Source organism: Streptomyces sp. NPDC088794, from assembly GCF_044750545.1.
Lineage (GTDB): Bacteria > Actinomycetota > Actinomycetes > Streptomycetales > Streptomycetaceae > Streptomyces.
Map to the genome: position 1 here is coordinate 171,344 of NZ_JBIVKB010000008.1, position 22,634 is coordinate 193,977.

Sequence of the window (22,634 nt, forward strand, 5' to 3'; positions counted from 1 at the left end):
ACCGCCCACCCCGGACACACCGCACGACACAGCACACCAAGGATGTGAACGACATGAGGCAGCTCGGCATCGCCGGCGCCTGGGTCCACGAGCCGAAGGTCTTTCCCGACGCGCGCGGCAGCTTCCACGAGTGGTTCAAGGGACCGGACTTCGCCGAGGCCGCCGGCCACCGGCTGAACCTGGCCCAGGCCAACTGCTCGGTCTCCAGCCGCGGCACCCTGCGCGGCGTCCACTTCGCCGACGTACCGCCCAGCCAGGCCAAGTACGTGAAGTGCGTGCGCGGCGCGATCCTGGACGTCATCGTCGACATCCGCACCGGCTCTCCCACGTACAAGCAGTGGGAGGCCGTACGGCTCGACGACGTGGACCACCACTCCGTCTACCTCTCCGAGGGGCTCGGGCACGCCTTCATGGCGCTGACCGACGACGCGACCGTGGTCTACCTGTGCTCCGAGGGCTACGCCCCCGAACGCGAGCACGGCATCAACCCGCTCGACCCCGACCTCGGCATCGAGTGGCCGACGACGGTGGAGCCGGTCCTCTCCGAGAAGGACGCGGCGGCACCGACCCTGGCCGAGGCGGAGGCGCGGGGGCTGCTGCCGTCGTGGGAGGACTGCCAGGCGTACTACGCAGAGCTGCGCGGCTGAGCGACGCAGGGAAGGGGCCTCGCGGACTGATCCGCGGGGCCCCTTTCCGTTTCCGTAGGTCAGCCGGGGACCGGACTGAAGCCGCGTCCGCCCGAGATCCCCGGCCCGAGGTCCAGGTCGGCCGACGTGAAGGTCTGCGTCGGGGCGCCGGAGCGCACGACCCGGATCTCCCCCGCCTGCTCGACCACGAGTTCGGCCGCCCGGTCGCCGTCGGTGTCGAGCAGCACGGCCGAGGTCCCGGGCAGGGCCCGCGCCCCCTTGAGGGTGAGTCCCCCGGCACTCCCTCTCAGGACGAGGACCTCCTGCTTCAGGCCCTTCTCGACCTCGGCCGAGAACACCACGTCGGCGTACCCGTCCCCGTCCGTGTCACCGACCGCGGGCCGGCCGCCGAACGAGCAGAAGGAGAACGGCCCTTGGACCGGCAGCCCCGCCGTGTCCGCCGTGAACCGCTGACTTCGTACCTTGGGCCCTCCGTACAGCACGCCCAGCCGGCTGCCGCCCTCCGGAGTCATGGGGTCGCCCCGCATCTCGCAGGCGAGCCCCGCCACGACGTCGGCGTACCCGTCCTTGTCGATGTCCGCCGTCCTGAGCGAGGAGCCGTAGAAGTCCTCGCCCCGCTCGTCCGTGAGCCGCGGCCCCTTGGACAGCTTCCCGCCCGCGGCGCCCCGGTACAGATAGGTGGCCTCTGCGATGGGTGCCTCGTCCACCAGGGTCCCCCAGGAGACCAGGAGATCGTCCTTGCCGTCCCCCGTGATGTCCCCGAGGGCGGCGGGCACCGCGTCGTAGTGGGCCGGGTCGCTGGGCGTCAGGTCGACGGAGACCGTGCTGTGCGGCACGCCTTTGCGGTCGAACGGCCCCAGCAGCACCCGTACGGCGTTGTCGTGACTCCCGGCGACCCCGGACAGGACCAGATCGGCATGCCCGTCCGCGTCGACGTCTCCGGTGAGCGGCGCGGAACCCGTCAGCCGGGCCGCACCGGAGAGTCCCTTGTCGCTCCCCCAGACGACGAAGACCGTGCGGTAGCCCGCCTGGGTGATGAAGTCGGCTAGCCCGTCACCGTCGAGGTCGGCGCTGAGGCTGCTGCCGGCGCCGCCGAAGCCGCCGCCCTCGCCCGCCTTGCCGAGCCCGAGCCCGTTCTGGGTGACGATCTGCGCTCCCTTGAGCCGGGGGCCCTGTGCGGAGCCGCGCAGGACGGCCGCGTATCCGGCGGCGTACTTCCCGTTCACGGTCGCGGTGGTGTCGGAGACGACGAGGTCGCCGTATCCGTCCCCGTCGAAGTCGGAGCGGACGCCGGGGTGTCGGGGTGGCGCCTCGCCGCCGTCCGAACCGCAGGCGGTCAGCAGCAACACCAGGGCGGCGCCGACGACATGACGTCTCTTCATGTCACCTCCGCCCCTCCGCCCCGGTGTTGGGTTGTACCGCTGTCAGCCCCGCTCCGCCGTCACCAGCGCCGGGAACGCCTCCGTGAGCGCCTCGCGCCAGTCGCGGATCGGCTCGATGCCGGCCGCCGCCCACCGATCGTGGCCCAGCACGCTGTACGCGGGCCGGGGCGCGGGGCGTACGAAGGCCGCGCTCGTGGTGGGCCGGACCCGCTCCGGGTCGGCGCCGAGCCGCTCGAAGATGGCCCTGGTGAAGCCGTACCAGGTCGTCTCGCCCGAGCTGGTGCCGTGGTAGACGCCGGCCGGCGCGGTGCCGGCGAGGGCGCCCTGGCCGAGGCGGACCAGCCGGTCGGCGAGGTCGGCGGTCCAGGTGGGCTGGCCCCGCTGGTCGTCGACGACGTCGAGGGTGTCCTTGACGCCCTCCAGCTTGATCATCGTACGGACGAAGTTGCCGCCGCCCGCGCCGTACAGCCAGGCCGTGCGCACGACGTAGCCGGTCCGCGGGAGGGCGTCGAGGACCGCGCGCTCGCCCGCGAGCTTGGTGCGGCCGTAGGCGCCGCGCGGCCCGGTGGGCGCGTCCTCGGCGTACGGCTTCTCCGCGTCGCCCGCGAACACGTAGTCCGTGGAGACCTGGAGGAGTACGGCACCGTCGGCCGCGCACGCCTCGGCGAGGTGCCGGGCGCCGTCGCCGTTGACGGCCAGGGCCTCGTCCTCGCGGGACTCGGCGTCGTCGACGGCCGTCCAGGCGGCGCAGTTGACGACTACGGCGGGCCGGTGCTCGGCGAGTGCCGTGCGCACCGAGGCCGGGTGGGTGAGGTCGAGGTCGGCGCGGGCGGCGGCGACGGCCGGGATCCCGGCGGCGGCGAGTGCGGCCAGGACGTCCTGGCCGAGCATGCCGCCGGCGCCGGTGACCAGCCAGTTCTGCTTCTGGAGCGGAGGGGTCACAGCGCGGCCCGCTCCTTCAGCGGCTCCCACCAGGAGCGGTTGTCGCGGTACCACTGGACCGTCTCCGCGAGGCCCTGCTCGAAGGTCTTGCGCGGCTCGTACCCGAGCTCCTCGCGGATCTTCGTGCAGTCGACGGAGTAGCGGCGGTCGTGGCCCTTGCGGTCCTCGACGTACTCGACGCTGGTCTCCCAGTCGGCGCCGCAGGCCTTGAGCAGCAGCCCGGTGAGCTCCTTGTTGGAGAGCTCGGTGCCACCGCCGATGTTGTAGACCTCGCCGGCGCGGCCCTTCGTCCGCACCAGTTCGATGCCCTGGACGTGGTCGTCGATGTGCAGCCAGTCGCGGACGTTGCCGCCGTCGCCGTACAGCGGGACCTTCTTGCCGTCGAGGAGGTTGGTCACGAAGAGCGGGATGACCTTCTCGGGGAAGTGGTGGTGCCCGTAGTTGTTGGAGCAGCGGGTGACGCGGACGTCCAGACCGTGGGTGCGGTGGTACGACAGCGCGATCAGGTCGCTGGACGCCTTCGCCGAGGAATAGGGCGAGTTGGGCTCCAGCGGGTGCGTCTCGGGCCAGGAGCCCTCGTCGATCGAGCCGTAGACCTCGTCGGTGGAGATGTGCACGAAGGTCTTGATGCCGGCGCGGTGGGCGGCGTCGATGAGCGTGTGCGTGCCGACGACGTTCGTACGGACGAACTCGGCGCCACCGTCGATGGAGCGGTCGACGTGCGACTCGGCGGCGAAGTGCACCACCTGGTCGTGCTCGGCCATCAGCTTGCCGACCAGTTCGGGGTCGCAGATGTCGCCCTGCACGAAGGCGAACCCCGGGTGCGCGCGCACGTCGTCGAGGTTGGCCGGGTTGCCGGCGTACGTCAGCTTGTCCAGCACGGTGATCGCGACGTCACCGGGTCCTTCGGGGCCGAGCAGCGTACGGACGTAGTGCGAGCCGATGAATCCGGCGCCGCCGGTCACCAGGATTCGGGTGGGAGCGGTGGTCATGAAGAGATCTGCACCTTGCTGTGATCACCGAGCACGAGCCGGTGGGCCGACGGGTTGCGGGGCGCGGGCGTGACCTCGACGTCGCGCCCGATGAGCGAGGCCTCCACGCGGCGCACGCCGGTCACCGAGGATCCGCGCAGGACTATGGAGTACTCGATCTCGCTGTCCTCGATCCTGCAGTCCTCGGAGACGGATGTGAAGGGACCGATGTAGGCGTGCTTGACGACCGAGCCGGCGCCGACGATCGCGGGGCCGACGATGCGGCTGCCGCTGACGTGGGCGCCCGCCTCGATCCGTACCCGGCCGATGATCTCGCTCTCCTCGTCGACCGTGCCCTCGATCAGCGGCTGCACGGTCTCCAGGACGGACCGGTTGACCTCCAGCATGTCGGTGACGTTGCCGGTGTCCTTCCAGTAGCCGGAGATGGTGGTGGAGCGGACGTCGCGCTTGTCGTCGATCAGCCACTGGATGGCGTGCGTGATCTCCAACTCGCCGCGCCAGGAGGGCTCGATGGAACGGACGGCTTCGTGCACGGCGGGCGTGAAGAGATAGACCCCGACCAGCGCGAGATCGCTCTTGGGCTGCTTCGGCTTCTCCTCAAGACCCACCACCCGCCCGTCGGCGTCGAGTTCGGCGACACCGAAGGAAGTGGGATTCGGAACCTTGGTCAACAGGATCTGCGCGTCGGGCCGTTCGGTGCGGAACTCCTCGACGAGGCCCTTGATGCCGCCGACGATGAAGTTGTCGCCGAGGTACATCACGAAGTCGTCGTCACCGAGGAAGTCCTGGGAGATGAGCACGGCGTGGGCGAGCCCGAGGGGCGCGTCCTGGGGAATGTAGGTGACCTCGATCCCGAACTGCGATCCGTCGCCGACGGCCTCCCGGATCTCCTCGGCGGTGTCCCCGACGACGATCCCGACCTCTCTGATCCCCGCCTCGGCGATCGCCTCCAGCCCGTAGAACAGCACGGGCTTGTTCGCCACCGGCACCAGCTGCTTGGCCGAGGTGTGGGTGATGGGACGGAGGCGGGTACCCGCTCCTCCGGAGAGCACGAGTGCCTTCACGTGATAAATCCCCGTTTGTCTGAATTAAGCATCATCTCGGTCACATCATAGCCGCGCTATACAAAGCTAGATTCACCGCTCGTTCACATGGTTGCCTGCTGCGGGTCAATTCGTGGTCGAGGTCACGAGAAAGGGGGCGCGGGGCTTCGGGAGGCGCGAGATCCGGCCATTTCGCCGGTGGCCCAAGGACCCAGGGGCCGGATCAGGGACTGGACCAGGGGATGAGGGCAGCGCGCAGGGGCGGTGGGGAACTCGGTTCTCGCCTCGAACCCGTCGAGCGTCGTACCGCCACGCCACGCGTGCTCCTTACCTGACGCGGGGCCTACAACTGGAGATGCCGTCGGCCGGCCGCGCCGCCTATCCCGCGAGCGTCTCCGCCACGCGCCTGTACCGCTCGGACTGTTCCCTGGCCAGTTCCCAGAGGGCGGGCAGACCGTCCGTCCGAAGCCGCTCCGCCGCTTCCCGCCGGCAGGCCGGCTCGAAGTCGGCGAGGCTCGTGAAGGGGTCGACCTCGGACGGCCAGGCGGCCGTCGCCTCTACGGCGGCGGTCAGCCCTTGCGCGGGCGCGATCTGCTGATCAGGACGAGCGGCGACAAACGCGATGAACACGACTGTCCCCGCGCTCCTGAAGAAGGCCGCGCCCGGCAGTCCCGCCGGGTACTCCCCGTCCAGAGCCCAGTTCATCCCGAAGGCCGGCCCGAGCAGACTGCGGTCGACCTCCCGTTCCCGCCCGCCGAGAAAGTCCACGACGTGCTCCAGGCCGGCCGCGACGACGTCGTACCGCGGGCCGAGCCCGGCCCCGCCGGCGAGCACCCGCACAGCCCCGCCGAGCCGGATGGCCGCGGCGCAGCACAGGGCGAGGCCTGCCGAGTCGAAGGGCTCGTCCACGGTGGTGCTCCTTCCCCGGCGCGCAGCCACCTTCGTCCGGGGCCAGGTTCAGTGGGTCGAACCTGGCCCCGGACCGGGCTACGACCCGGGCTCGCCGAAGGTGTGCAGCCGCACTGTCACACCCTGCTGACGGGCGAAGTCGGCAATGCCCTCGACCGCGGCCGCCAGCGCCTCGCCGAGTCTCCTCAGCTCAGGTACACGGCGTTCCCTGTCGGGCGCGGCCTGCACGGCCTGCCAGGCGGCCTTGTAGGCCTCCTCCAGCGGACCCATCTTCTCGTCATAGGCGATGAGGCTGTCCAGCGCGAGCGCGGGTCGGCTGCTCTGCACGTCGGCCATGTCCAACTGGGCGGTGACCGAGATCAGATCACCGACCAGCTTCACGTGGGCCGTGCCGACCTTCCGGCTCAGCAGGATCTCGGCCAGCACCGCGTTCCAGTGCTCTTCGCGGTCCAGCATCAGTCCTCCCAGCTCTCGGACCGGGCGCGTACGAGGGCGTCGGTGACCTGGCGGAGGGCGGCTTCAGTTGCTTCCGCTCGGTACGTACCTGGTCGACCTTCCTGCCGGATGCTTGGTAGGCGCTTTGGAACGCGATCCACGCCCCGCAAGCCAGGAGCAGTCCTTCAGACGCGGACCGGCCTCGCTCGAACCGTTCCCGGAAGCCCATACGCGGCTAGTGACTCCCCATCCACAGTTCGAGCCGGGCGTGTTCGGCCATGAGTTGCGCGGCGAGTTCGACCACGTCGTTGCCGACGATCTTGCCACCGCAACATCGCCCGCAACGGCACCCCACGGCCCCGGCACTTCGAACCCCTCACCGCCGACGAAGCCCGCCGGCTCCTCACCACCATCCAAGGCCACCGGCCGCACGCTCTGTTCGAACTCGCTCTCCACACCGAACTCCGCAAGCGCGAACTCCTCGGATCGCACCGGGAAGACCTCGACCTCGACGCAGACACCGCCGAAATCCGCCGCACCCTTCAGCGCGCCACCGCAGACAGGCTCACCGCGCTGCCGACCAAGACGCGGGCTTCCGAGCGCCGCGTCGCTCGCCCCACCCAATGCGTCCACTCACTGAAGCACCACCACGAGCGGCAGCAGCGCGACGGCGAGACCGCGGGCGCAGCGAGGCAGCACAGCGGGCACGTGCTTACCACGGTGCAGAGCCGCCCCCCTCCTCCTGGAACAGGGCATCGAACTCGTCGTCATCAAGGAACTCCTCGGCCGCGCCCTTGACACCCTGACGGCACTGGCGGCAGGCATCAGGTGATGCCTGCCGCCAGTGCCGTCAACGACTGCCGTCACGGCGCTCTGAAGCCCCGCCAAAGCGCATCTGACAGAGTCTCACATTTGCCGCAGCGCAGACCATGCCGGAGAAGCGCACCCGGACGCCTCACCGGATCAAGCCTCGCAGTCAGCTTTCGCGCGAGCGAGGATGGCAGTGGCCTCACGAACGGCACCGATGAGCGTGCGCTTCTCCTGGTCGACTTGCGATATCTTCCCGCCCGCCAAACCGTATGCCTTTTCATAATTGACCCAGGATTCATAGGCGATTCGCAGCCCCTCCGAACTGGCCCGACCAACAGCAAATTTCTGGCCAAGCGTCAAAGGGGGTTCACGATGCCCCATCCACAACTCAATTCTGGCTTTGGCGGAAACGAACTCCGCGACAACCTCGATCACGTCGTTGCCGATCATGTTGCTGCCCATCATCTGAACAGCAAGATTGATCGCCGTTGAAGCCGTGGGGCCTCGCAACTGCTCGGGTGCTTCCCAGTTCGGCGGCTGACCCTTGAGCGACTCCCAACCATCAGCTGCCACGATCAGAGCCTCCTCTGCGGGTGGGAAGAATTGAGTAGCCAACCGGCGATATTCTGAGATTCATTGGCCGGTACGTCCACTCCACCAGCCCTCAAGATTCTCGCGCAGTAGGTCACGCAGTTGTTTGTATTGTTGTCGTGTGGACCGAGATTGACATCCTCCATAGCATACTGAGCCCGCTGCGCATTCCTTGCGTTGGGAAGCGGAACCCTGACAACAATCGTGCCGGACGAATGGGGTCGAGCGCGAACGCCAGGAACCGAATCCGAGCCTGGCTGCGAACCTGCCTCGGTGTGCATCGTCGTGTCTCCGTGCGTAACCGAGACGGACGCGTGCCCCTCGACGTCGTCGAAGTAAACATCCGCGTACCCCTCGTCGCAGTTGTGAACGAGTACCGGAGTTGCCCCCGCCAGCACATAGTACGAGTGGATCCCGGTGACAGTCAGGTCATGCGTCCGCTGCCGCTGCTCGTAGTGCCGGTTGCCCGTGATCTCGACCGTCGTGCCCGACGCCGTACGCAGCTTCATGCCGGGTTCGAGGGCGCCGGCCTTGATCCATGCGCCCTCCGACACCACCCAGAACGGGTGGGTCGTCGTGGCGATCAGGGCCTGCTTCTTGCCCGCCGGCGTCTTCACCGTCAAGTCGGAGAAGGACTTGTCGTCCTCCGTGACGATCGTGCCCGCCACCTCGCGGACCGTCGTCCTGCCCGTCTTCGCGTCGGTCGTGACGACCTTGTCGCCGAGCTTGACCTTCTCGATCGGCTTCGTACCGCCGCCGGCCAGGAGGACCTTTGTGCCGGGTAGGAAGCTATGGCATTCAGGGTCCGACTTCTTCGACTTCTTGAGTGCGGCCGCCGACATCTCAGGACGAGGCCGCAGAGGGACGTCGCAGCAAAACAGGACGGCCCACCCGGTAAGAACCGGGCGGGCCGTCCATCACACTGCGCAGTAAGCGCGTCAGTCCTCGGTCGAGGCCGACACACCCGACGGGGACTGCTCCGCCGCCACCGTCTTCTTCGACGCGGACTTCTTCGCGGTGGCCGTCTTGGCCGCCTTCTTGACCGTCGCCTTCTTCGCGGCCGTCTTCTTGGCCGCGGTCTTCTTGGTGGCGGTCGCCTTGGTCGCGGCCTTCTTCGCCGTGGCCTTCTTGGCCGTCTTGCGGGCCGTCTTCTCGGCCGCCGGAGCCTCGGTGCCCGCCTCCGCGGACTCCTCGGGCGCGGCCTGGGCCGGCGCCTCCGCCGACGGGACGACCACGACGGCCGCCTCCTCGGACGCGGTGGGCGCGGTGGCCTTGCGGACGGCGCGGCGGCGCGGACGGGCCGGGGCCGCGGTCTCGACCGGCGCCTCGGGCTGCTCGGCCGCGGCCGGAGCCGCCTCCGGCTGCCGCTCGGGCGCCATCTCGGCGACCGTCACCACGGCGGCCTCCGCTCCCGCGGGCGAACCGGCGGGCGCGGACACCTTGCGGGTGGCGCGACGACGGGTACGTCCCTTGGGCGCGGCCTCGTCGACAGCGGCAGCCTCGGCCGGGACGACCGGGTCCGCCACCGCGGCGGGCTCGGCGAGCGCCTCGGCGGCCGACTCCGAGCGCACCGGTCGCTGCGCTGCGGCCTCGGCCGTCACGGACTGCGCCGTCGGCGCCTCGGGCGCGGACTGCTCCGCCCGCTGCTCGCCCGTCCCGTACTCGTCGGACCCGTGCTCGTCCGAAGACCTGTGCTCGTCCGACCTGTTCTCCCGTCGGGGCGCACCCGCCGGGGCCGACGCACGCCGGCCGGCCCGGCGCCGCGAACGGCCACCGCGGACCGCGGCCTCCGCCTCGGCGACGCTGCTGTACAGCTCCTCGTCGGGCGTGAACGCGGGCCCGTCGAGCGCGATCGGCTCGGCCACCTCGGCGGCGACCTCGGCCTCCGTCTCGGTCTCCTCGTGCGTGTCCACGGCACCCGCGGACTCGTGCTCGTGCTCGTGGGTGTGCCCGTCGCCGCCGCGCCCGCGCTTCTTGCGCTTGCCGCCGCCACCGGCGGAGCTCGGCTGCTCCATGTGCACGATGACACCGCGCCCGTTGCAGTGGACGCAGGTCTCGGAGAAGGACTCCAACAGTCCCTGGCCCACCCGCTTGCGGGTCATCTGCACGAGCCCCAGCGAGGTCACCTCGGCGACCTGGTGCTTCGTACGGTCCCGGCCCAGGCACTCCAGCAGGCGCCGCAGCACCAGGTCCCGGTTGGACTCCAGGACCATGTCGATGAAGTCGATGACGATGATGCCGCCGAGGTCACGCAGCCGCAGCTGGCGGACGATCTCCTCGGCCGCCTCCAGGTTGTTGCGCGTGACGGTCTCTTCGAGGTTGCCGCCCTGACCGGTGAACTTGCCGGTGTTGACGTCGACGACGACCATCGCCTCGGTCCGGTCGATCACCAGCGAACCGCCGCTGGGCAGCCAGACCTTGCGGTCCAGGGCCTTGGCGAGCTGCTCGTCGATCCGGTACGTGGCGAAGACGTCGACCTCGGAGGTCCACTTCGACAGCCGGTCGGCGAGGTCGGGGGCGACGTGCGAGACGTAGCCGTGGATGGTGTCCCACGCCTCGTCACCGCTGACGACGACCTTGGTGAAGTCCTCGTTGAAGATGTCGCGGACGACCCGGACCGTCATGTCCGGCTCGCCGTAGAGCAGCGTCGGCGCGTTCGAACTGCCGCCGTTCTTCGACTTCTTCTGGATGTCCTCCCACTGACCCTGCAACCGCTCGACGTCACGGCGCAGCTCGTCCTCGCTCGCGCCCTCGGCTGCGGTGCGCACGATGACGCCCGCGTCCTCGGGGACGATCTTCTTGAGGATGGTCTTCAGCCGGGCCCGCTCGGTGTCGGGCAGCTTGCGGCTGATGCCGGTCATGGAGCCCTCGGGGACGTACACGAGGTAGCGCCCGGGGAGGGAGACCTGGCTGGTCAGGCGCGCGCCCTTGTGTCCGATCGGGTCCTTCGTCACCTGGACGAGCACGGACTGGCCGGACTTCAGGGCGGCCTCGATGCGGCGCGGCCCGTTGGCCATGCCGAGGGCCTCGAAGTTGACCTCACCGGCGTACAGGACGGCGTTGCGGCCCTTGCCGATGTCGATGAACGCGGCCTCCATCGACGGCAGCACGTTCTGGACCTTGCCCAGGTAGACGTTGCCGACGTACGAGGTGGCCTGCTCCTTGTTGACGTAGTGCTCGACGAGCACGCCGTCCTCCAGGACGCCGATCTGCGTGCGGTCGCCGTACTGGCGGACGACCATCACGCGCTCGACGGCCTCGCGGCGGGCCAGGAACTCGGCCTCGGTGATGATCGGGACGCGGCGGCGCCCCTGCTCACGGCCTTCGCGGCGGCGCTGCTTCTTGGCCTCCAGACGGGTCGAGCCCTTGATGGACTGCACCTCGTCGGACGGCTCGGACTGCTTGCGCGGCTCGCGCACCTTGACGACCGTGCGCTCCGGGTCGCCCTCGGTGGGCTCGTTGTCCGGACCGCTGTCACCGGCGCGGCGACGGCGACGACGGCGACGACGGCTGCTGGAGCTGGAGCCACCGGAGTCGGCGCCCTGCGCGTCGTCGTCGGACTCGTCGTCGTCCTCGTCGGTCCGGTCGGTGTCCTGCGCGGCGGCGGGCTCGTCGGACTCGTCGTCGTCGACGGCATCCTCGCCCCCGGCCTCGGCCAGCTCGCCGCGACGACGGCGACGGCCGCCCCGGCGCCGGCGCCGGCGCGAACCGGTGTCCTCGGACTCGTCGTCGTCGACGGCGTCCTCGGCCGACTCGTCGGCCTCCTCCGAATCGTCCTCGACGACGGGCTCGACGGGCCGCGACTCGGCCTCCTCGGCGAACGCGGCACCCCGGCCGCGACGACGGCGGCGCGGCGCGGCGGGCGTCTCCTCGACGCGCTCCACACGCTCCACGGGCTGCTCGTCGATCTCGTCGGCCTCGTCGGTGTCCACGGCCTCGGCGGCGGCCTGGGCCGCGGCGCGCTCGGGCGTCTGGAACTGGAACGTGGGCTCGGTGAACACGGGCGCCTGGAACACGGCGACCGAGGGGCGCGCGGGCCTGCGCGGCGCGCCGTCCTCGTCACCCTCGCTCGCGTCGGCGACCGCCGCGGGCGCGGCGAATCCACCGGCGGCCTTACGGGCGGACCGGCGACGGGCCCGACGCGGGCCGCCGTCCTCCTCAGCGGAGGCAGGGGCGGAAGCAGCAGGGGCTTCGGCGGCGGGCGCCTCGACGGCAGCGGCCTCGGCGTCACGCCCGTTCACGGGAGAGGCGGCGGGTGCGTCGGCGGTCTCCACCGACTCGGCCGCCTGGTCGGCCCGGATTTCCGTGGGCTCACCGGCGGGCGCGGTCACCCGGCGGGTGGCGCGACGGCGGGTACGACGGGGAGCGGCGTCCTCGTCGGCGGAGGCGGGGGCAGGTGCTTCGGCGACAGCCTCGGTGGAGGCGGCGGGCGCCTCGACGATGACCTCGGCCTCGGCGGCGTCCGCACTCGGCGCACCGGCGGGCGCGGAGGCCCTACGTGAGGCGCGACGGCGGGGACGACCGGCGTCCGGGGCCTCCTCGACCGCGGCCTCGGCGGCGGCGGCGGCGGAAGTCTCGTCGACGGCGGGCGCCGCCACGGTCGTGGCGGGCACGACGGTCTCGGCAGCCTCAGCGGCCACCGGCGCACCGGCGGGCGCGGACACCCGGCGGGTGGCCCGACGGCGGGTACGGCGCGGAGCGGCCTCCTCGTCGGAGTCCGCCTCCTCGACGCTCTCGGGCGCCGCCACGGCGGGCACCTCGGCGGTCGCGGGCACCACGGTCTCGGCCACCTCGGCGGCCACCGGCGCACCGGCGGGCGCGGAGGCACGACGGGTCGCACGACGCCGCGGACGACCAGCGGGCGCGGCTTCCTCAGCGGCGACTTCCGCCACCGCGGCCTCGTCCGTCTCTTCGGTCCCGTCCGTCTCTTCGGTCGCCGCTACCTCAAGGGTCTCGTCGACCTTCTCGTCGTCCTCGGCCGGTATGGCCGGCGCGACGACGTCTTCCGGTGCCTCGGCGGCACCGCCGACCGGTGGACCTGCGGGTCGGGAAGCGGCACGGCGCCGACGACGCGGCGGCAGTGTGTCGCTGGGGGTGTTCTGTTCGGAACCCTCGATGGGTTCGGTCGGTTCGAGCATGCGGGCGTTTCTCCCGTCAGGCTCCCGGGCGCCGCACCTGGTCCGGTGTCGATGGCATCGACCACCGCTGACGTCCGCGGCTCGCGCGATGCGCGGTGCCGCCGTCCGGGGCGCGGGCGCCGCACGGGAACTCTCTAGTGTCCTGTCTCGCCGGTTCCGTACGCCATGTTGCGTACGGCCTGGCGAAAGTCTTGTGGTCAGTGCACTGCCCGACCCAGGTGGCTCCCGAGTACGAGGGCGGCGCTACGACGTCCGTCCTTCGCGGGACCTTCCTTACACCGGCGCCTTCGCGGCGGCAGCGGGATCGGCCGTGGATACAGCCGTCGCAGCCTCGCGGTCGGGCGCGAGCGGGTCGGTCACCGTGCCGGTCTCTTCATCGAGCAGCCCCTGCGCCAGCCTGGTCACCGCTGCGGGGACCGGCGGCGCCAGGTCGGCCACGGCGCGGAGACCGGACAGGACGTCGTCGGGTCGTACGGCAGGCGTCACGTGCCGAACAACCAGCCGCAGTATCGCACAGGGCTGGTCCGTCGGCCTATCTGCCTGCGAACTGTGCGTTTCCAAGTGTACGACCGCGGAGCGCGCGTCGAAGGTTCGAACGCCGTTCTTGGTCATGCGCTGGACCTCGACGGCACCGGCGGCGTTGAACGCGCCGACGGCCCGCTCGGCCTCCGCCGGATCCACGCCGTCCAGCCGCAGCTCCCACACGGAAGCCGTGAGCCGGTCCGCGAGCCCGGAGGTCCGGGCCTCCACCGCGTCCACGACATCGAGCCCGGTGGGCATCGACTCGTCGAGCAGCGCTCTCAGTTTCTCGGGATCGCGCGCCGCGGTGAGCGCGATCTCCAGGTACTCCGCCTCACTGCCCGTGCCGGTGGGTGCGGCATTGGCGTACGACACCTTCGGATGCGGCGTGAACCCCGCCGAGTAGGCCATCGGCACCTCGGCACGGCGCAACGCACGCTCGAAGGCGCGCTGGAAGTCACGATGGCTGGTGAACCGGAGGCGGCCGCGCTTGGTGTAGCGCAGTCGGATGCGCTGCACCGCGGGAGCGGGAGGCGGGCCTTCGGGCTGTCGCTTGCCCAGTGTCGTTCAGTCCTTCGTGAGTGCGGTCGTACTGCTACCTAGAGTACGTGCCTCGGGCCCCGACGGTTCCCGGGCGCCGACGATCTCGACGGGCGCGGGCTCCCCGAAGAGCATCCGCCGGAAGTCGGCCCGCGCCTGCCGCACGGACTCACGGGCCGCGGTCAGCGCCTCCCTGCTCGCCCGTCCCACCGTGCGCGCGACCTCGGCGACGGGCCGCACCACGGCGTCCCGTACGACGTGTCCGACCGGCGTCAGCACGGTCTGGTACACCCACCGCACGGGCTCGACGAAGATCCACCGGAAGAGGGTGCCGAGGAACCGTCCGACGGCGAGCGAGATCCGGGACGCGATCCGCCACCCGTGCCCGAGCGCGTCCGCCACCTCCCGCCCGACGACGGCCAGCAGGTGCCCGACGGGCACGAGCACCCACTGCCACAGGGCGAGCGCGGGCAGGACGAACAGCACGCGTGCGATCCAGTACAGCCCGACGCCGATCGCCGACAGCGCGATACCGATCCCGCGGACGATCCCGGTGACGACCGTGCTCGCGAGCCACACGAGCCCCTTGGCGCACCACACCACCGCCCGCCCCACCGGCGTCACCACCCACACCACGCCCCGCGCGACCCACAGCACACCGTGCCCGACAGGCGTGAGCACGCGCGCGTAGAACCACATCAGTCCGGCCCCGAAGCTCCGCGTCAGCCAGGCGAGACCATGCCCGACCGGCGTCAGCACGTACTCGTACAGCCACGTGAGGGGTACGACCACGAGCACGCCGAACAGCCACCCCAGCGCCTTCCCGAGAGGCACCACCCCGAACCGCCACAGCCCCACGAACGGCCACACGAAGACGGCCCGCGCCAGCCACGCCAGCGCCCGCCCCACCGGCGGGAACACCCTGTCCGCCAGGAACCGCCAGGCGACGACGAGCGCGTCCCACACCACCGTCGCCGGCGCGACGACGAGCACGCCGAACAGCCACCCCAGCGCCGCCCCCAAGGGCACCACCCCGTACCTCCACAGCGCCACGAACGGCCACACGAAGACGGCGCGCGCGAGCCACTCCAGTGCCCGTCCCACCGGCCGGAACAGCCTGTCCGTCAGGAACCGCCCGGCGACGACGAGCCCGTCCCACACCATCCGCGCCGGCACGATCAGCACCAGCGCGACGATCCGCACGGGCAGGCGTATCGCCACGACGAGACACCCCTCGGGCGTCTGCCGCGCGGGCCGTTCTGCGGGGAACTTGTCCAGGTCCATACCGAGCTAGACGCATTGGCCCCCGCTACGGATGCGCTCCCCGACCGGTCGGCCCGCTCACGATTTGGTGTCGGTGCGCGCCGAGGACCACTGCAACAGGAAGCGCAGGGCCTCGTGGGACGGCGAGCCGGGTTCCGCCGTGTAGGCGACCAGCTGCTGGTCGGGATGGGTGTCGACGGAGAACTGCTGGACGTCGAGGGTGAGGGTGCCGGCGACGGGATGGCGGTAGACCTTGGTGAGTTGACGCGGCCCGCGCACCTGATGACTGGCCCACCAGACACGGAAGTCCGGGTCGCGGACGCCGAGTTCACCGACCAGGGCGGCCAACGCGGGGTCGTGCGGGGTGCGTCCGGCCTCCATGCGCAGCACGGCGACGCACTCGCGGGCGGCCCGCGGCCAGTCCCCGTACAGGGCCCGGAAGTCGCCGTCGAGGAAGGTCAGCCGGATCAGGTTGCGCTCGGGCAGGGGCAGTTCACCGAAGTCGGTCAACAGCGCCGCGGCCCCGCGGTTCCAGGCCAGTACGTCCATCCGCCGGCTCAGGACCGTCGCGGGCACGTCGGACATGGTGTCCAGCAACTCGCGCAGCCGGGGCGCCACTTCCGTACGCCCTGCCCGTCGCCGCGCGGGACCGGCGGCGGAGACGTCGGCGACGTCCGCGACGGCGAACAGGTAGTCCCGTTCGTCCGGAGCGAGGTGCAGGGCGTCGGCGAGCGCGTCGAGCACCGGCCGCGAGACCCGCCGGGTACGCCCCTGCTCCAGCCGTACGACGTAGTCGACACTGACGTGCGCGAGCTGGGCCAGCTCCTCCCGCCGCAGCCCCGGCACCCGCCGCAACCGCCCGTCGTCCGGCATCCCGACCGCGCGCGGATCGAGAGCGGCGCGACGGGAGCGCAGAAAGGCGCCGAGTTCGTTGCCAGGGTTGTCGACCATGTCTCCAGTGTCCGCGCGACCGGTCCCGGGTGCCTGGTACTGGTCTGCATAGGCAGGGTCGTCCCTGGCACGGGGGTGCGGGCCGGCGCGACGGTGAATCACGAACCCACCGTCCCGACCCGATCGAAAGCGCAGGACACCTCATGCGAACGGACGTCACCTTCCTCAGCGCGGGCCTGAAGATCGCAGCCCACCTACACACCCCTGACCACGCGGCTCCCACCCCCCTCCCGGCGATCGTCGTGGGCCACCCCGGCAGCGGTGTGAAGGAACAGACGGCGGGCCTGTACGCACGCCGGCTGGCCGAGCACGGCTTCGTCGCCCTGGCCTTCGACGCGGCCCATCAGGGCGAGAGCGAGGGCGAACCGCGCGGCCTGGAGGACCCGGCCCAGCGGGTCGAGGACCTCAAGGCCGCGGTCTCCCACCTCACCACCCGCGCCGACGTCGACCCCGACCGCATCGGCGTCCTCGGCATCTGCGCCTCGGGCGGCTACGCCCTGACGGCCGCCGCGACCGACCGGCGCGTCCGGGCCGTGGCCACGGTGAGCGCCGCGGACATCGCCCGCCAGTTCCGCCTGGGCGCGGACGGCACGCAGAACCCGGCGGTCTTCCAGGACATGCTGACGGCGGCGGCGACGGCCCGTACGGCAGGGGCCCACGGCGAACCCCCGCGGACCTTCCCCCTCTTCCCGGCCACGGAGGAGGAGGCCCGCAAGGCCGGCCCGCACGTGTACGAGGGCTGGGAGTACTACTGCACACCCCGCGCCGCCCACCCCCGCTCGGCCAAGTCCCTGACCTGGACGAGCGTCGACCACCTCGCCCTCTTCGACGCCTTCCACGCCCTCCCCCTGCTGTCCCCGCGCCCCCTCCTCCTCGTCACCGGCCGCGAGGCGGTGACGTCCTGGATGAGCGTGGAGGCCTTCCAACGCGCCACCGGCCCGAAGGAACTCCACTGGATCGAGGGGGCCACACACGTCGACCTCTACGACAAGGACGGCCCTGTCGACGAGGCGGTCACGGAACTGACGCGGTTCTTCACGGCGCACCTGTCCTGACCCGCGCTCCTGCCGTACCGGCTGGAGAGGCACACTTTGCCTGTCCCAGTCGCATCGCCAAGAGGATGACTCGCGCATGATCACGCTCACGAAGGAAGACGGTCCCGCGGATCTGGACGGGGTGACCCACCTGTCGATCGGGGTCTCCTGGGATCCCACCGCCGGCAGCAGCGGCGGGATGATGGGGATGCTCCGCCGCAAGAGCGGCACCGACCTCGACCTGATCGCCATCGCCATGCAGGGCGCGGACCCGGTCCGTCTCGCGGGCCTCGATTCGCTGGACCCCATGGGCAACGGCTCGTTGGTCCACAGCGGCGACAACCAGACCGGACGCGGAGACGGCGACGACGAGACGGTCACCGTCGAATTCGGCCGCGTACCCGCCAACATCACATCCATCGTGTTCGTCGCCGCCGCCTACAAGAAGGGCAGCTCGTTCCAGAAGGCCCGCAACATCAGCTTCAAGGTCTACGACGCGACCGGAGGCACCGCCCAGCAGGTCGCCGACATCTGGCCGAGCCTGCTCAGCCAGGACAACGGCTGCGCCGTGGCCAAGGCGCTGCGGGTCGGCACCACCTGGAAGCTCGAAGTGATCAATACGACGGGCAAGATCAAGCAGGGTGACGAGCACGCGCTGATGCGCTTCGCCGCCAGCAAGTAGCCCGGCGGGGAAAGGGCCCGGTCCGTCTCGACCCCTGCCTGACCGATCAGCGGGCGATCACGTCGAACTCGTTGCCCTCGGGTCGGCGAACGTGGCGTAGTGGAGCCGGCCGGCCTCGACCTCGTTGAGCTTGGTGGCGCCCAGGCCGGTCAGCCGGGTCACCTCCGCTTCGAAGTCCCCGGTGACGAAGTCGAAGTGCATCCGGTTCTTGACCGTCTTGTCCTCGGGGACCTGGCGGAAACCGATACGCGATCCCGGGACGGCCGGGTCGGCGGCCACGCCCGCGCCCGCCTCGTCCGCACCCTCGTCGACGGCCCGGCCGAGGGCTTCGGCCCAGAAGGTCGCGACGGTCTTGGCGTCACGGGCGTCGAAGGTGACACCCAACACGGAGATGGACATGGTGCCCTGCTTTCTGTCGTCACACGCTTGTCACTAGTCACTTGTCACGCGCCGTCGGCCACAGCCCGGCTCACGGCCACGTCACGACCGTAAACCCGCCTACTTCATTTTTGCAAGTTAACTTGCAACAAGCCCACAGCAGGCATAACCCGAAGCTGACTACACTCATTGCATGAAACGTCGTGCCTTCGGTCAGTACTGCGGTCTCTCCCGCGCCCTGGAGCTGGTCGGTGAGCGGTGGGCGCTGTTGGTCATTCGCGACCTGGCGGTGCGGCCGCAGCGGTACAGCGACCTGCTCGGCGGGCTGCCCGGCATTCCCACGAACGTGCTCTCCACCCGCCTCAAGGAGCTGGAGGAGGCCGGCATCGTCGAGCGCCGCGCGGTGTCGACGCCACAACGCGGTGTCGTCTACGCCCTCACGCCCGCCGGCCGCGACCTCGAACCGGCCGTATGGGCCCTCGGCCGCTGGGGAACCACCCAGCTCGGCGAGCCCCGGCCCGGTGAGATCGTCACCGCCTCGGCGGTCGTCATGGCGCTACGGGCCGTCTTCGACTCCGACCGGGCGGCCGGACTGACCGCGACCTGGGAGATCCACGCCGGCGACCTGGTGGTCCACGCCGCCGTCACCGACGGCCGGCTCGAAGCCGGCAGCGGTCCGCCCCCGGTCCGGCCCGATCTCGTGATCACCTTCGAGCCCGACGACCTGCCGTCCTTCGTGGCACTCATGCAGGCCGCCAAGTGCGGGCTGGTGGAACTGGACGGGTCGCGCGAACTCCTGGACACGTTCATCCGGGTGTTCTCCAGCGCGCAGCCGGCCATCGACCGATGAGTTCCACCGCCGCCCGAGGTCTACCCCTCCACGAGCCAAAGCCGTGCCCGAGCTCTGTGAGGGAACATGACCACCAACGCACTGCCACTGCCCCCCGTCGTGGACACCGCGACGTGGGAACACCGCCTCGAAGCCCTGCGTGCCCGCGAGAAGGCCGCGACGCGGGAGCTCGACGCCATCGCCGCTGAGCGTCGGCGGCTGCCGATGGTCGAGATGCCGGACTACACCCTTGAGGGCGAGGACGGCCCCGTACGGCTGGCGGACGTCTTCGAGGGCAAGAGCCAGCTGATCGTCTACAACCACATGTGGTTCGACGGCAAGGAGTGGCAGTGCCCGGGCTGCACCGGGCTCACCTCGCAGTACACCCGCCTGAAGTTCCTGGACAACTACGACGCCCGATTCGTCGTCGTCACCCAGGGCCCGATCAAGGAGGCGCTCGCCTACCGGCACCGCGTCGGCAACCGGATGTCGTGGTACTCGACCGCGAACAGCCCCTTCGGCACCGACGTCGGCGCGCCCCCCGGCGGCGGCTTCGCGGTCAACGTCTTCCTGCGCGACGGCGACACCGTCTACCGCACCTGGCACACCACGGGCCGCGGCACCGAACAGCTCAGCCACACCTTCCCGTTGATCGACATCCTGCCCTACGGCCGCCAGGAGGAATGGCAGGACTCCCCCGACAACTGGCCCCAGTCCCCCACCTACAGCGGCTGGGCCAACTCCCAGGAGATCGCCGCGTTCTACGGCCCTGAGGCCGACGGCAGCTGAACGGACCGCGGGCGACGAGTGGTCGCCGCCCGCCCGGGAGGCCTTCGGCCTGCGTACGGGGTTCGACGGCGGAGGGACCGCGGCGACGTTCGGGGCGGCGAACTCCCGGTTGGTCAGGGTCTGTTGGCGAATGACGGCGGGCAGGTCCGGCAGGGCCAGCAGTCTGTCGCACGCCTCGACGGAGGCCGCGAACTCGCCGACCCAGTACGCGGTGATCGAGAACTCGAAGAGGAGCCCCCAGCGGTACACCCAGGGCCTGGTGAACAGCAGGTCATCCGGCTCCGGACAGCACTCCTCGGGCCGCTGGCGCGGAACAGGTTCAGGAAGGCGGGCATGGTCACCTCGCTCGCCCTGGTCCTGGCGGCCGGCGTGGCCGACCCGACCGCCGCGGCGACGCGCAGCGTGACCGACCAGGCGAGGGCGACGGCCGGCAACGGCGGCGACCACTGCAAACCGGGCCACCCGCACGAGTCCCGACCCCCCGGCCACAAGACCAACTGCAAGGGACCGACGGGCCCCACCGACCCCCGCCGTCCCGTCCCCCACGCCCGCAACGGCCCCTGGTCCCCCCCCCCTGAACTCACCCGAGCCGGGCAACGTCAACAGCGCCACCTGACCACCCCTCACACCTCGGCCCGGCCACGTCGAACGACGCGACCGGGCCGGCTGCGCAACAGCGCCACTCCAGAGCCACCAACGGCACCACGTCAGTGCGAGTGCCCCCCAGGCGCAGCAGCCGCGTTCTTGACCGTAAGAGGCAGCAACTTCTTCCCCGTAGGCCCGATTTGGATGGAAGTGTCCATCTGCGGACACACCCCACAGTCAAAGCAAGGCGTCCACCGGCAGTCCTCCACCTCCGTCTCGTCCAGCGCGTCCTGCCAGTCCTCCCAGAGCCAGTCCTTGTCCAGGCCCGAGTCGAGGTGGTCCCAGGGCAGGACCTCCTCGTACGTCTTCTCGCGGGTCGTGTACCAGTCGACGTCGACGCCGAAGGCCGGCAGCGTCTTCTCCGCGCAGCGCATCCAGCGCTCGTAGGAGAAGTGCTCGCGCCAGCCGTCGAAGCGGCCGCCGTCCTCGTAGACCGCGCGGATCACCGAACCCACCCGCCGGTCGCCCCTCGACAGCAGGCCCTCGACGATGCCCGGCTTGCCGTCGTGGTAGCGGAAGCCGATCGAGCGGCCGTACTTCTTGTCGCCGCGGATCTTGTCCCGGAGTTTTTCGAGGCGCGCGTCCGTCTCCGCCGCCGACAGCTGCGGGGCCCACTGGAACGGGGTGTGGGGTTTCGGGACGAAGCCGCCGATCGACACCGTGCAGCGGATGTCGTTCTGGCCGGAGACCTTGCGGCCCTCGGCGATCACGTTCATCGCCATGTCGGCGATCTGGAGGACGTCCTCGTCGGTCTCCGTCGGCAGGCCGCACATGAAGTACAGCTTCACCTGGCGCCAGCCGTTGCCGTACGCCGTGGAGACGGTCCGGATGAGGTCCTCCTCCGTGACCATCTTGTTGATGACCTTGCGCATGCGCTCCGAGCCGCCCTCCGGCGCGAAGGTCAGGCCCGAGCGACGCCCGTTGCGCGTCAGCTCGTTCGCCAGGTCCACGTTGAAGGCGTCCACCCGCGTCGACGGGAGGGACAGGCCGATCTTGTCCTCCGTGTACCGGTCCGCCAGGCCCTTCGCGATGTCGCCGATCTCCGAGTGGTCCGCCGAGGACAACGACAGCAGGCCCACCTCCTCGAAGCCCGTCGCCTTGAGGCCCTTCTCCACCATCTCGCCGATGCCCGTGATCGAGCGCTCGCGCACCGGGCGGGTGATCATGCCCGCCTGGCAGAAGCGGCAGCCGCGCGTGCAGCCGCGGAAGATCTCGACGGACATGCGCTCGTGGACCGTCTCCGCCAGCGGGACCAACGGCTGCTTGGGGTACGGCCATTCGTCGAGGTCCATCACCGTGTGCTTCGAGACGCGCCACGGGACGCCCGACCGGTTGGGGACCACGCGGGCGATCCGGCCGTCGGCGAGGTACTCGACGTCGTAGAAGGCCGGGATGTACACCGAGCCCGTCTTCGCGAGGCGGAGGAGGACCTCCTCGCGGCCGCCGGGGCGGCCCTCCGCCTTCCACTCGCGGATGATCCTCGTCATGTCGAGGACCGCCTGCTCGCCGTCGCCGATGATCGCCGCGTCGATGAACTCCGCGATGGGTTCCGGGTTGAAGGCCGCGTGGCCGCCCGCCAGGACGATCGGGTCGTCCAGGCCCCGGTCCTTCGACTCCAGCGGGATGCCCGCCAGGTCCAGGGCCGTGAGCATGTTCGTGTAGCCCAGCTCCGTGGAGAAGGACAGGCCGAACACGTCGAACGCGCCCACCGGGCGGTGGCTGTCCACCGTGAACTGCGGGACGCCGTGCTCCCGCATCAGCGCCTCCAGGTCCGGCCACACGCTGTACGTGCGCTCGGCGAGGGTGCCCTGCTGCTCGTTCAGGACCTCGTAGAGGATCATGACGCCCTGGTTGGGCAGCCCGACCTCGTAGGCGTCGGGGTACATGAGCGCCCAGCGGACGTCGCAGGACTCCCACGGCTTGACCGTGGAGTTGAGCTCACCGCCGACGTACTGGATCGGCTTCTGCACATGCGGGAGCAGGGCTTCGAGCTGCGGAAACACGGACTCTGCGGCCGCAGCGACTTCGGCAGGCATCTCGCGCACCTTCGTGGGCTGGACTGAAAGGACTGGGGTGACCATCCAGCCTAACGCGACCTCGGGACCTCCCCGACCG

General features: G+C 70.7%; 19 protein-coding genes and 1 pseudogene. 6 read left to right on the forward strand and 14 right to left on the reverse strand.

Annotation, left to right across the window (positions count from 1 at the left end):
* The first annotated feature begins 53 nt into the window (after positions 1-53).
* Positions 54-647 carry a dTDP-4-dehydrorhamnose 3,5-epimerase gene (gene rfbC / locus ACIP6U_RS23440; RefSeq protein WP_401721002.1) on the forward strand — a complete coding sequence of 198 codons (594 nt, stop codon included), beginning with the start codon at positions 54-56 and terminating at the stop codon, positions 645-647.
* Between the two features lie 59 nt (positions 648-706).
* Here rfbC and ACIP6U_RS23445 read toward each other — a convergent pair whose 3' ends face one another.
* The 6 genes from ACIP6U_RS23445 to ACIP6U_RS23470 form a co-directional block, all read right to left on the reverse strand.
* Positions 707-2,029: an FG-GAP repeat domain-containing protein gene (locus tag ACIP6U_RS23445; protein WP_401721005.1), complete on the reverse strand. Its 1,323-nt coding sequence runs from the start codon at positions 2,027-2,029 to the stop codon at positions 707-709.
* Positions 2,030-2,071: 42 nt separating this feature from the next.
* Positions 2,072-2,971: a dTDP-4-dehydrorhamnose reductase gene (rfbD, locus tag ACIP6U_RS23450; protein ID WP_401721008.1), complete on the reverse strand. Its 900-nt coding sequence runs from the start codon at positions 2,969-2,971 to the stop codon at positions 2,072-2,074.
* Positions 2,968-3,963, reverse strand: coding sequence for a dTDP-glucose 4,6-dehydratase (gene rfbB / locus ACIP6U_RS23455; RefSeq protein WP_401721010.1), 996 nt, complete (start codon positions 3,961-3,963; stop codon positions 2,968-2,970). The genes rfbD and rfbB overlap by 4 nt, the downstream gene beginning before the upstream one ends.
* Positions 3,960-5,027: a glucose-1-phosphate thymidylyltransferase gene (locus tag ACIP6U_RS23460; RefSeq protein ID WP_401721013.1), complete on the reverse strand. Its 1,068-nt coding sequence runs from the start codon at positions 5,025-5,027 to the stop codon at positions 3,960-3,962. Before ACIP6U_RS23460 ends, rfbB begins: the two co-directional genes overlap by 4 nt.
* Before the next feature lie 357 nt (positions 5,028-5,384).
* Positions 5,385-5,915 (reverse strand): hypothetical protein, encoded by a 531-nt coding sequence (locus tag ACIP6U_RS23465; RefSeq protein WP_401721016.1) that lies wholly within the window; start codon positions 5,913-5,915, stop codon positions 5,385-5,387.
* 78 nt (positions 5,916-5,993) lie between these two features.
* On the reverse strand, positions 5,994-6,371 hold the full coding sequence (locus tag ACIP6U_RS23470; protein ID WP_401721019.1) for a hypothetical protein: 378 nt from the start codon (positions 6,369-6,371) through the stop codon (positions 5,994-5,996).
* A gap of 306 nt (positions 6,372-6,677) precedes the next feature.
* Here ACIP6U_RS23470 and ACIP6U_RS23475 point away from each other — a divergent pair.
* Positions 6,678-7,161, forward strand: a pseudogene (locus ACIP6U_RS23475) (site-specific integrase); the annotation flags it as partial.
* 152 nt (positions 7,162-7,313) lie between these two features.
* On the opposite strand, the gene ACIP6U_RS23480 reads toward ACIP6U_RS23475, so the two are convergent.
* From ACIP6U_RS23480 to ACIP6U_RS23505, 6 genes are all read right to left on the reverse strand, one after another.
* Positions 7,314-7,733, reverse strand: a complete 420-nt coding sequence (locus ACIP6U_RS23480; RefSeq protein ID WP_401721022.1) for a hypothetical protein — start codon at positions 7,731-7,733, stop codon at positions 7,314-7,316.
* Between the two features lie 2 nt (positions 7,734-7,735).
* Positions 7,736-8,593, reverse strand: a complete 858-nt coding sequence (locus ACIP6U_RS23485; protein ID WP_401721024.1) for a polymorphic toxin-type HINT domain-containing protein — start codon at positions 8,591-8,593, stop codon at positions 7,736-7,738.
* A gap of 96 nt (positions 8,594-8,689) precedes the next feature.
* Positions 8,690-12,889: a ribonuclease E/G gene (locus tag ACIP6U_RS23490; RefSeq protein WP_401721027.1), complete on the reverse strand. Its 4,200-nt coding sequence runs from the start codon at positions 12,887-12,889 to the stop codon at positions 8,690-8,692.
* Positions 12,890-13,162: 273 nt separating this feature from the next.
* A complete protein-coding gene (locus ACIP6U_RS23495) occupies positions 13,163-13,927 on the reverse strand; it encodes a TIGR03936 family radical SAM-associated protein (protein ID WP_401721030.1) in 765 nt (254 codons plus the stop codon).
* A 48-nt stretch (positions 13,928-13,975) separates the two neighbouring features.
* On the reverse strand, positions 13,976-15,232 hold the full coding sequence (locus ACIP6U_RS23500; RefSeq protein ID WP_401721033.1) for a hypothetical protein: 1,257 nt from the start codon (positions 15,230-15,232) through the stop codon (positions 13,976-13,978).
* Positions 15,233-15,289: 57 nt separating this feature from the next.
* The gene (locus ACIP6U_RS23505) at positions 15,290-16,162 is read right to left on the reverse strand and encodes a helix-turn-helix transcriptional regulator (RefSeq protein ID WP_401721036.1); all 873 of its coding nucleotides are present in this window, start codon (positions 16,160-16,162) and stop codon (positions 15,290-15,292) included.
* Positions 16,163-16,305: 143 nt separating this feature from the next.
* Between ACIP6U_RS23505 and ACIP6U_RS23510 the strand changes: the two genes are divergently transcribed.
* On the forward strand, positions 16,306-17,217 hold the full coding sequence (locus tag ACIP6U_RS23510) for an alpha/beta hydrolase (RefSeq protein ID WP_401721039.1): 912 nt from the start codon (positions 16,306-16,308) through the stop codon (positions 17,215-17,217).
* 76 nt (positions 17,218-17,293) lie between these two features.
* Positions 17,294-17,878 (forward strand): TerD family protein, encoded by a 585-nt coding sequence (locus ACIP6U_RS23515; RefSeq protein WP_401721041.1) that lies wholly within the window; start codon positions 17,294-17,296, stop codon positions 17,876-17,878.
* Positions 17,879-17,935: 57 nt separating this feature from the next.
* Here ACIP6U_RS23515 and ACIP6U_RS23520 read toward each other — a convergent pair whose 3' ends face one another.
* Positions 17,936-18,277, reverse strand: coding sequence for a VOC family protein (locus ACIP6U_RS23520; RefSeq protein WP_401721044.1), 342 nt, complete (start codon positions 18,275-18,277; stop codon positions 17,936-17,938).
* 172 nt (positions 18,278-18,449) lie between these two features.
* Here ACIP6U_RS23520 and ACIP6U_RS23525 point away from each other — a divergent pair, with 172 nt between their 5' ends.
* Positions 18,450-19,106: a winged helix-turn-helix transcriptional regulator gene (locus tag ACIP6U_RS23525; RefSeq protein ID WP_401721046.1), complete on the forward strand. Its 657-nt coding sequence runs from the start codon at positions 18,450-18,452 to the stop codon at positions 19,104-19,106.
* A gap of 66 nt (positions 19,107-19,172) precedes the next feature.
* Positions 19,173-19,874: a DUF899 domain-containing protein gene (locus ACIP6U_RS23530; RefSeq protein ID WP_401721049.1), complete on the forward strand. Its 702-nt coding sequence runs from the start codon at positions 19,173-19,175 to the stop codon at positions 19,872-19,874.
* Between the two features lie 707 nt (positions 19,875-20,581).
* Here the strand turns inward: ACIP6U_RS23530 and ACIP6U_RS23535 are convergent.
* Complete coding sequence (locus ACIP6U_RS23535; protein ID WP_401721052.1) at positions 20,582-22,555, reverse strand: TIGR03960 family B12-binding radical SAM protein; 1,974 nt, start codon at positions 22,553-22,555, stop codon at positions 20,582-20,584.
* Positions 22,556-22,634 lie beyond the last annotated feature (79 nt).